Source organism: Lachnospira sp., assembly GCF_016290755.1.
In the GTDB taxonomy this organism is placed as follows: domain Bacteria; phylum Bacillota; class Clostridia; order Lachnospirales; family Lachnospiraceae; genus Lachnospira; species Lachnospira multipara.
This window is the reverse complement of the sequence record NZ_JAEEVD010000007.1, coordinates 62,995-74,171: the sequence shown is the minus strand read 5'-3', so window position 1 is coordinate 74,171 and position 11,177 is coordinate 62,995. Positions and strand designations below refer to the sequence as shown.

The window sequence follows — 11,177 nt, the reverse complement described above, 5'->3', positions numbered from 1 at the left end:
AGACTGAGGATAATTGGAGCAATGTTCAGCTTCACATCACTGAGGATAACGGTGATTTTAAGGGTGGCGACTATCCAGAGGCAGTAAGAAAGCTAGCAGCAGATACACATGTTGCCTTAGTTGATATGACAGAGATTACAAGAAAGTTTTATGAGGAGCTTGGAGTTGAGGAAACTGCTTATCTTCACGCTTGGTCTTGTAATAACATAGTAAGCGTAGATAACACTCACACTAATGTATGGGGCGCCTACGTCAATGCATTTTTTGTTATGAAGGCTATTAAGGAGCTTGGAATTGCTGGTCTTTCTGAAAATGTAATAGACCTAGCTAATTATATGCCATACCCTGCTAAGGAAAACTACCTTGAGTCTAATAAAGATTATAAGCCAGTAGAATTTAATTCTAACTTAGAGGCAAGTAAGCTCTTTAAGGATGTAGAAGGCTTTAAGGTATCGGCTTTTGGTGATATTTTAGCTCCTGCAGATAATAAGGACTTTAGTTGTGAGCTTGAAGAAAAGGATGGAAAGCCTGCTATTAGAATGGCAGTAAGAGAGAACAGAGGTAAGATTAGTATTGTAACAGATGGTATCTTATTTGCCTTTAAGCAGATTCCAGCAGCAACTAAATTTAAGCTAACAGCAGATATAACAGTTAATGACTATTTTAGTAATGACCAGGTTTCCTTTGGACTTATGGTAAGAGATGATGTCTATGTTGATATGGACGCAGCTGACGTATTAGGAGATTATGTGGCAGCAGCTCCACTCTTCCTTACTAAGAAGGAAAATGCTACAAATTGCTTTGCAAGAAGAAGTAGCGAGCAGGTTCTTGGCTCAAAGCTTAGAAGAGAAATTAAGAAAGGAATGACAGTAAAGGCTTGCCTTTTTGCAACAGAAGATGGATATGGCGCAAGTTTTGATGATGGAGATGTTATAACTGGCGGCTTTGACTTTAAGCTTACAACAGTTGATCCTGAGCATGTATATCTTGGATTATTTGTAAGTAGAAACGCTGATGTTACATTTTCAAATATAAGCTTAGAAATGTAGAGAAACAGAGGAGGATACTATGAAGAAGTTATTATTGGTATTTAACCCTAATTCAGGAAAAGGACTTATTAAGAACAGCCTAATGCAGATAATTCAGATTCTATCAGAGGCAGACTACGAGATAACTGTTTACCCTACAAAGAAGGCCAATGATGGATATGAGAAGGTATTAGAAGTTGGTGAAAATTATGATGTCATTGTGTGTAGCGGTGGCGATGGTACTTTAAATGAAGTAGTAGGGGCGATTTTGCGTTTAGAGAATAAGCCTCAAATTGGATATATACCAAGTGGAAGTACTAATGATTTTGCTGCAAGTCTAAATATTGATAAGAACATGGTGCAGGCAGCTACTGCTATTGCTAATGGTAATATTTACCCTGTAGATATTGGACTAGTTTACACAGATGGAGAGTATGAGAGGTCCTTTAACTATGTTGCGGCCTTTGGCGCATTTACACAGGTAAGCTATAATACTCCACAGGAGTTAAAAAACGTGTTAGGTCATCAGGCCTACGTCTTTTCTGGCGCAAAGGAATTGCTTAATTTAAAGCCACAATACATGCAGGTTTCAGGTATTGATGAGAATGGAAATGAATTTAATATAGAAGGCAATTTCCTATACGGCATGGTAAGTAATACTCAGTCAGTAGGTGGCATGAAGGGCATTATTGGTAACACAGTGGATTTACAGGATGGAATTTTTGAGGTTCTACTTGTAAAGGAAATTAAGACACCACTAGATGCACAAGAACTACTTGGCGCCTATATTACACAGGATTATGACAAGTGTAAGATGGTGCACAATCTAAAGACTAGCCATATTAGCTTTAAATCTGATGTGGACGTAGATTGGACCTTTGATGGGGAATATGGCGGTGCAAGAAAAGAAGTTACCTATAAGGTTATGGAAGCTGCCGTAGACTTCTTAATTTAAAATAGTATATGCTTTATAAAATTAAGTAAATTAGGCAAAAACACCTTACACTTAATTTTATTAAGCGGACATTTTGAAAACTAAGTTAATAATTTAAAGCGAAAAACTCCTACAAAAGTAAATTGTTGGAATTGTATCTTAATATTATTTTGAAAAAATTTAAAGATAGCCCTAAAAAGCCACTTTTTAATAATTTAAAGTGCTTTTGGGGCTATTTTTTTATGAAATTTCACACAATTTAGACACAATTCGTTGCAACTAACCAGACTAATCCTTTTGAAAATGTGTATTTATCGGGAATGAATTGTCTGACAATTTAATTTTACAAGTTTTCCAAAAAGTTTTAAGATTTCTCACAAGCAAGTAAATATGCCAGTTATGGCGATTGGCTGTTTTAGTTATGAGGAAGTTACTAATAGATTTGACTTGCAATTTATCTTTAGGAAAGGGATTAGCTTATGGAAAAAGAAATGAGAAAACCAGGACTATATAGGTCAGACTTTGAACATGATAACTGTGGTATTGGTGCCGTAGTTAACATCAATGGTGTGAAGACACACAAGACAGTATCTGATGCGTTAAGTATTGTGGAAAATTTGGAACACAGAGCAGGTAAGGATGCTAAGGGAGAAACAGGAGACGGTGTGGGAATCCTTCTTCAGATTTCTCATAAATTTTTCGAAAAGGTTACAAAGAACACAGGAATTTCTATTGGAAAAGAAAGAGACTACGGAATTGGTATGTTCTTCTTCCCTAGAGATGAATTTGCAAGAAATAGAGCCAAGAAGATGTTTGAGATTATTGTTGAGAAGGAAGGCATGGAATTCCTTGGTTGGAGAGAAGTTCCAACAACACCATCAGTTCTTGGTAAGAAGGCAATCGACTGCATGCCATTTATTGAGCAGGCTTTCGTTAAAAGACCTAAGAAGGTAAATCAGGGTATCGACTTTGATAGAAGACTTTATGTAGCAAGACGTGTATTTGAGCAGACAGCAGAGGATACTTATGTATGTTCACTTTCTAGTAGAACAGTAATTTACAAAGGTATGTTTTTAGTTGGTCAGTTAAGAAAATTCTATCTCGATTTACAGGATGAAGCTTACGAATCAGCTATCGCCCTTGTACATTCACGTTTCTCTACTAACACAAATCCAAGTTGGGAAAGAGCTCATCCTAATAGATTTATTGTTCACAACGGTGAAATTAATACTATTAAGGGTAATGCAGATAGAATGCTTGCAAGAGAAGAGACAATGGTTTCTCCATACTTAGAAGAGGAAATGTCAAAGATTACACCAGTTGTCAATGTAAATGGTTCAGATTCAGCTATGCTTGATAACACTCTTGAATTCCTTGTTATGAATGGAATGCCACTTCCACTTGCAGTTATGATTACAATTCCTGAGCCATGGGCTAAGAATAAGTCTATGAGCCAGAATAAGAAGGATTTCTATCAGTACTATGCAACAATGATGGAACCTTGGGATGGTCCTGCATCAATCCTCTTCTCAGATGGTGATGTAATGGGCGCTATCCTTGATAGAAATGGACTTAGACCTTCAAGATACTATGTAACAAATGATGGTTACATCATTCTTTCATCAGAAGTTGGTGTACTTGAAATTGATGAGTCAAGAATTGCAAAGAAGGATAGACTTCGTCCAGGTAAGATGCTCCTTGTGGATACAACAAAGGGCAAGGTTATTTCTGATGATGAGTTAAAGGAACATTTTGCATCAGAAAAGCCTTATGGCGAATGGGTTGATTCTGAGCTTGTTTGGCTTGCAGACTTAAAGATTCCTAACAAGAAGACACCTATGCATACTAAGGAAGAAAGAGCAAGACTTCAAAAGGCCTTTGGTTATACATACGAAGACTTTAAGACTTCAATTTTACCAATGGCACTTAATGGCGGTGAAGCAACTGGAGCTATGGGTATTGATACTCCACTTGCAGTACTCTCAAATCATCATCAGCCATTATTTAACTATTTTAAGCAGTTATTTGCTCAGGTTACAAATCCACCTATCGATTCAATTCGTGAGGAAGTTGTAACATCAACAACAGTTTACCTTGGTACAGATGGTAATCTTTTACAGGCAGAGGCTAAGAACTGTAAGCAGCTTAGAATCAACAATCCTATTCTTACAAACTCTGACTTACTTAAGATTAAGTCAATGAAGGTAGAAGGCTTTAAGGTAGAGACAGTGCCTATTACTTACTATAAGAACACTTCTCTTGAAAAGGCTATTAATCACTTATTTATTGAATGTGATAGAGCTTATAAGGAGGGTGCTAATATCCTTATCCTTTCAGATAGAGGTGTGGATGAAAATCATGTCGCTATTCCTTCATTACTTGCAGTATCAGCAGTACAGCAGCATCTTGTACAGACTAAGAAGAGAACTAGTATGGCAGTTATCTTAGAGTCAGGTGAGCCAAGAGATGTACACCATTTTGCAACATTACTTGGTTTTGGTGCTTCAGCAATTTGCCCATATCTTGCCCTTGAGTCAATTCAGGAATTAATTGATTACAACATGCTTGATAAGGACTATAACGCAGCGGTCGATGACTACAATAAGGCAATTATTAACGGTATTGTAAAAATCGCAGCTAAGATGGGTATTTCTACAATCCAGTCATATCAGGGTGCTAAGATTTTTGAGGCAATCGGTATTAATTCAGATGTAATTAATAAGTATTTCTCAGGTTGTGTATCAAGAGTTGAAGGTATTTCTTTAAAGGATATTGAGGAAGATGTTGAAGTTCTTCACTCAAAGGCTTTTGATCAGCTTGAATTAAATGTTGATACAACTCTTGATTCAGTTGGTGCTCATAAGTCTAGAAGTAACCAGGAGGAGCATTTATACAATCCACAGACAATACATTTGCTCCAGCTTGCTACTAGAAATGGCGACTACGAAACATTTAAGGAATACACAAGTTTAATTAATAAAGAGACAGGTGTTAAGAATTTAAGAGGTCTTATGGACATTAAGTTCCCTAAGACAGGCATTGATATAGATGAGGTTGAATCAGTAGATTCTATCGTTAGAAGATTTAAGACAGGTGCTATGTCTTATGGTTCAATTTCTAAGGAAGCTCACGAAACAATGGCTATTGCTATGAACATGCTTCATGGAAAATCTAACTCTGGTGAAGGTGGTGAAGATGAGGATAGACTTACACCAGATGCAGATGGAAGAAGCAGATGCTCAGCCATCAAGCAGGTAGCTTCAGGTAGATTTGGTGTTACATCTAAGTATCTTGTTTCTGCTAAGGAAATTCAGATTAAGATGGCACAGGGCGCTAAGCCAGGTGAAGGTGGACATCTTCCAGGAAAGAAGGTTTATCCATGGATTGCTAAGACTCGTCTTTCAACTCCAGGTGTTGCCCTTATTTCACCTCCACCACATCATGATATTTACTCAATCGAAGATTTAGCTCAGTTAATCTACGATTTAAAGAATGCTAATAAAAATGCGAGAATTTCCGTTAAGTTAGTATCTGAAGCCGGTGTTGGTACAATCGCTTCAGGTGTTGCAAAGGCTGGTGCTGGCGTAATCCTTATTTCAGGTTACGACGGTGGTACAGGTGCAGCTCCAAAGTCATCTATCCACAATGCAGGTCTTCCTTGGGAACTTGGTCTTGCAGAAGCACATCAGACATTAATTATGAACGGTCTTAGAAATAAGGTTGTAGTTGAAACTGATGGTAAGCTTATGAGTGGTCGTGACGTAGCTATTGCAGCTATGCTTGGTGCTGAAGAATTCGGCTTTGCCACAGCTCCACTTGTAACAATGGGTTGTGTAATGATGAGAGTATGTAACCTTGATACTTGCCCTGTGGGTGTTGCAACACAAAATCCAGAGCTTCGTAAGAGATTTAAGGGTAAGCCAGAATACGTTGTAAACTTCATGAAATTTATTGCTCAGGAATTACGTGAAATCATGGCTAAGCTTGGAATCAAGACAGTGGATGAATTAGTTGGTAGAACTGATTTACTTACAAGCAAGGAAGTTACAAATTCAGGTAGATGGTCAAAGGTATCTCTAAAGCAGATTCTTGATAATCCATACATCAAGGAAGCTTCTCAGATTAAGTATGATTCTAAGAAGGTATTTGACTTCCAGCTTGAAAAGACAATTGATGAAAAAGTACTTCTTAAGAAATTTACTAAGGCCTTTGATGAAGAAGAGTCTTATAGCTTTGAGACAAATGTTACAAATACAGATAGATCTCTTGGTACTTTACTTGGTGCTGAAATCACAAGAAGATTTAGCGATAAGTTAGAGGATGATACATATAAGTTAAAGTGTAATGGTGCTGGCGGTCAGTCCTTTGGTGCCTTTATCCCTAAGGGCTTAACAATCGAGCTTGAAGGTGATAGTAACGATTACTTTGGTAAGGGCTTATCAGGTGGTAAGTTAGTAGTTTACCCACCTAAGAAGGCTACTTATAAGGAAGATGAAAATATCATCATTGGTAACGTAGCACTTTACGGCGCAACAAGTGGTAGAGCATATATAAATGGTGTAGCCGGCGAAAGATTTGCAGTAAGAAACTCAGGTGCTACAGCAGTTGTAGAAGGTGTTGGTGATCACGGTTGTGAATACATGACAGGCGGTATCGTCGTAGTTCTTGGTATGACAGGTAAGAACTTTGCAGCTGGTATGAGCGGTGGTGTTGCCTACGTTTTAGATGAGGACACATCCCTTTACAAGAGAGTAAATAAGTCATTAGTTTCTCTTGAAGCTGTAACTAATAAGTACGATGTATTAGACCTTCACACATTAATTGAAGAGCATGCTAAAAACACAAACTCAAAGAAGGCTAAGTTAATCTTAGAAAACTTCGAAGAGTATCTTCCTAGATTTAAGAAAATCATGCCACATGACTACAAGAAAATGTTAAATATGATAGTTCAGATGGAAGAAAAGGGTATGAATTCAAAGCAGGCACAGATTGAAGCATTTTATGCAGCAACTAAGTAAGTATAGGAGGATATAGTAATGGGTAAAGCAACAGGATTTTTAGAATATAACCGAGTAGGAGCCAAAGCTATTGCTCCTTTAGAAAGAATTAAGAACTTTAATGAATTCCATACACCTCTAGATGAAATGGCTCAGAGAAGACAGGCAGCACGTTGTATGGATTGTGGCGTACCATTTTGCCAGGCAGGTGTAACTCTTAAGGGGATGACAAGTGGTTGTCCTCTAAACAACCTCATCCCTGAATGGAACGACCTATTATATACAGGAAACTACAAGCAGGCTTACAACAGACTTAAAAAGACAAGTAACTTCCCAGAATTTACATGTCGTGTTTGTCCAGCCCTTTGCGAGAAAGCCTGTACTTGTAACCTAGACGGGGAGCCAGTTTCTACTAAAGAAAATGAAATGGCTATCATTGAATATGCCTATGCTCACGGCTATGCAGACCCTAAGCCACCAAAGACTAGAACAGATAAGAAAATCGCAGTCATTGGTTCAGGTCCTAGTGGTCTTGCAGTAGCAGATCAGTTAAACTTCAGAGGTCACAATGTAACTGTATTTGAAAGAGCAGATAGAGTTGGTGGACTTTTAAGATATGGTATTCCAAATATGAAGCTTGAAAAGCACATCATTGATAGAAAAATTGATGTCATGGAAGCTGAAGGCGTGGAATTTAAGACAGGTGTTGATATTGGTAACGACCTTAAGGCTAAGGATATCCTTAAGGATTACGATGCGGTAGTACTTTGCTGTGGCGCTTCAAATCCAAGAGATATCAAAGCAACAGGTCGTGATGCTAAGGGCATTTACTTTGCAGTAGATTTCCTTACAGCAACAACAAAGAGCCTACTTGATTCTAACCTTACAGATGGCAAGTTTATTTCAGCTAAGAATAAAAATGTAATTGTTATCGGTGGTGGTGACACAGGTAATGACTGTGTTGGTACATGTATTAGACATGGCTGCAAGTCAGTAACTCAGCTTGAAATGATGCCAAAGGCACCGGATGAAAGAACTGAGACAAACCCATGGCCACAGTGGCCTCTCATCTCTAAGACTGATTACGGTCAGGAAGAGGCAATTGCAAAATTTGGTCATGATCCAAGAATCTATACAACTACAGTTCAGGAATTTAAAAAGGATGCAAAGGGCAACTTAAAGTCAGTAGTAACAGTAGAGCTTGAAAGCAAGCTTGATAAGAAGACTGGCAGAAAGATGATGGTTCCAGTAGAAGGAACTCAGAAAGAACTCCCTTGCGAGTTAGTCCTCATTGCAGCAGGTTTCCTTGGCAGCCAGAAGTATGTAGTTGATGCCTTTGGTGTAGAAGTAAACGAGCGTACAAACGTAAAGACAAGTCTTGATGGCTTTGCAACAAACGTAAAGGGTGTCTTTACAGCCGGCGACATGCACACAGGCCAGTCCCTAGTAGTAAAGGCTATTAAGCAGGGTAGAGACTGCGCTAGAGAAGTGGATACTTACTTGATGGGGTATACAAATTTATAGAGCGCGCTAGAAAGTTTATTGTGTTCCGAAGCGCTGTTGCGGTCGTGGGTGCCTGAAAACCCGCGATTAAAGTAAGAGGGGGCGCAAGGAAGCTTATAGCGTCCTGAAGCGCTGTTGCGGTCGAGGGTGCCTGAAAACCCGCGATTAAGTAAGAGGGGTGCGCAAGGAAGCTTATAGCGTCCCGAAGCGCTGTTGCGGTCGTGTGTGCCTGAAAACCCGCGATTAAAGCAAGAAAGGCACACACCAAGAAATATAATAAGAAAAAAGTGGCTAAATCTCTAAATTAGCGGGATTTAGCCACTTTTTTTCTAAATTTTCCGGAAAATGAAAGCTGAAATTCGGTCTTAGATTTCCGGAAATTGACCTAACTTGCTTAATTAACCCTCAAAGGTCAACAAAATCCTTAAGTTTAGAAAGCTCCTAATAATTTCTTGTGCTCAAATCTTAAAGAAGAAGTAAAAAAGGCACAAAGATTTAAAAGTTAGAATAAAATTTCTGGGGCGTAACCAAGAAGCTTATGGCTAAATTTCCGATATCAAAAGATTACAGGCACAACAGCCAATTAAAAGCGGTGATCCCAAGAAATCAAGCTGTGCCTATAATGAGTGTAATTCTTACCCTTAGCCACAAAACCCTAATTTATGCATCAAAACCCCTATTAAAGCACCCATCAAAACCCTCACTCAGCACACATCTAGCCACAGCGAAGCGTATGGCGACCGTCTTGCGCCATCACACACTTCATCCCCTCACACTCCTAGCCACAGCGAAGCGCATGGCGACCGTTTCACACCATCACGTCCGTTTCACACCATCACACCCGTTCTACATCTCCCCACTACACACTCCCGGATATGTGTCGAAGCCCTTCGGGGGTGGGGCACAATGAAATCTCGAGCACAAGTTTGGGAGGACATGCTAACCTGGCAGGTACTTGAAAGTTGGCATATCCAAAGGATATAGCCAACTTTCTTAGTATCCTTTGCCAAGGTTAGATAGCGGGAGCGTGTCACTCCCAAACTTAGTGCTCGAGATGCAATGTCCGTTTGCGTCCCCTCCCCCCAAAGGGCTTCCCCACCATATCCGACGCAATATCTTGTATAGCGCTTGTGAATTTCCTCATAATATAGTATAGTAATAATATATTAAGTTGTTCGCGCGAAACTGGGGGATTTGTAATATGAGGGATAGAAAAAACAGCAGTTCAAAAAAGAATATCGAATTAACAAACATGAAAAGGGCAATTAAGTCATCCTTTGTCTTGGCAGTGATTTTGCCATTTTTAATGCTAGCCTACGGACTCACAAGTTGGAGCGACAACGGCCTTAAGATAGCCTTTATGATAGGCGCAGTGATTTTGGAAATAATCCAGATTAGCTATTGCGTTGTACTTTATATTCAAGTGCGAAACGACGAATTTGAGACTTTTAAGATTCTTTACATGTCCTATTATGTAATCACTGTCATCATGCTAATGCTGGCATCTGGAAGTGACATGAAAGTCTTTGATTCCGAGATTTTATACATCATCGCTTGTGCGTACTTTATATTTGTTCCAATAGTTAATGAAAAAGATCGACTAATAATCATTATCGCCATGTCCGTGATAATGGTGACTATGGTTCTCGTTTTCAGAATGGATGTGAGATCCGTTATAGATGTGTGTCTAATTCAGATTTTGACTATGTTTGTCTCAAGATATCAGCATAACATTAACTTGCGACATGAGAAGATGAATAATTCTTTGCGAAAAAAGACGGATTATTCAGAACACGATCCACTTACAGGCTTGTTTAATAGACGTGGCCTAGAGAGCCGTGCCAACGCCATTTGGCCATATTGCGAGAGAAATAAGGTGTCGGTTGGTATCTTGGCTTTAGATATTGATTATTTTAAAAAATATAACGATGCTTATGGACACCCACAAGGTGACGAGTGTCTTAAGCAAGTTGCAAGGGTTTTAAGAGAGTCAGCCCAGAGAAGTACTGATGTTGTAACAAGAACTGGCGGCGAGGAGTTCATTATTTTCGTGCAGGACACAGATGAGAACAACATCGTTCAGCTAGCCCTAAAGATTAGACGAAACCTAGAAGCTGCAAAGATTCCACATGCCTATAAGGCAATTTCTAATTATGTTACCGTAAGTATTGGTGCGGCTACTTTTGTTCCTGGCTATGGTAAGGATTTTGATAAGCTTTATGAAAATGCAGACAAAGCCCTCTACGCAGCCAAGAATAACGGAAGAAACTGCATAGTTTACGAGGGGAACCTCTACGGGAGGATTAAAAACGGAATAGCGCAAGTTATATCAATGTAAGATACTAATAGGAATAGCACAAGTTATATCAATGTAAGATACTAATAGGAATATCAGCGGGATACTAACAAAGAAAATTAATGGACCTAAGGCAATAAATTAGCTTTTAGGTCCATTTTTATTGGTGAAAAAATCTCAAAAAAAGGAATTTAGAGGGATTTTTTAGAATGTAATTTTATACCCCTAAATACTTTAGTAATACTATAATAGTACTAAGGTACCTAAAAGTGTTTCCAAAAACTTAAATTATCAACGCTTGGTTTTTGTAAAAAAAGGACATTTTGTGAATTTACAGACAATTACTTGTATAAAATGCACAAAGAAATCGCAATATTATATAATTAATCAACAAAAATCCACAATAAGATTTAATTTTT

At 38.6% G+C, this 11,177-nt stretch carries 5 protein-coding genes; all 5 read left to right on the top strand.

Annotation, left to right across the window (positions count from 1 at the left end):
- Nucleotides 1-1,049 (top strand): carbohydrate esterase family 12 protein (locus tag QVA17_RS03655; protein ID WP_287386519.1); only part of this gene is annotated, 1,049 nt, incomplete at its 5' end.
- A 19-nt stretch (nucleotides 1,050-1,068) separates the two neighbouring features.
- Nucleotides 1,069-1,983, top strand: a complete 915-nt coding sequence (locus QVA17_RS03650; RefSeq protein ID WP_034246522.1) for a diacylglycerol/lipid kinase family protein — start codon at nucleotides 1,069-1,071, stop codon at nucleotides 1,981-1,983.
- Between the two features lie 458 nt (nucleotides 1,984-2,441).
- Entirely contained in the window at nucleotides 2,442-6,980 is a 4,539-nt protein-coding gene (gene gltB, locus QVA17_RS03645) for a glutamate synthase large subunit (RefSeq protein WP_287386517.1), read from the top strand.
- A gap of 18 nt (nucleotides 6,981-6,998) precedes the next feature.
- The gene (locus tag QVA17_RS03640; RefSeq protein ID WP_027432224.1) at nucleotides 6,999-8,483 is read left to right on the top strand and encodes a glutamate synthase subunit beta; all 1,485 of its coding nucleotides are present in this window, start codon (nucleotides 6,999-7,001) and stop codon (nucleotides 8,481-8,483) included.
- A 1,180-nt stretch (nucleotides 8,484-9,663) separates the two neighbouring features.
- A complete protein-coding gene (locus QVA17_RS03635) occupies nucleotides 9,664-10,800 on the top strand; it encodes a GGDEF domain-containing protein (RefSeq protein ID WP_287386516.1) in 1,137 nt (378 codons plus the stop codon).
- Nucleotides 10,801-11,177 lie beyond the last annotated feature (377 nt).

What these genes read in the sequence shown, in the direction of transcription:
- QVA17_RS03650 (WP_034246522.1), top strand. Translation starts at nt 1,069, where the DNA reads ATGAAGAAGTTATTATTGGTATTTAACCCTAATTCAGGAAAAGGACTT.
- gltB (WP_287386517.1), top strand. Translation starts at nt 2,442, where the DNA reads ATGGAAAAAGAAATGAGAAAACCAGGACTATATAGGTCAGACTTTGAA.
- QVA17_RS03640 (WP_027432224.1), top strand. Translation starts at nt 6,999, where the DNA reads ATGGGTAAAGCAACAGGATTTTTAGAATATAACCGAGTAGGAGCCAAA.
- QVA17_RS03635 (WP_287386516.1), top strand. Translation starts at nt 9,664, where the DNA reads ATGAGGGATAGAAAAAACAGCAGTTCAAAAAAGAATATCGAATTAACA.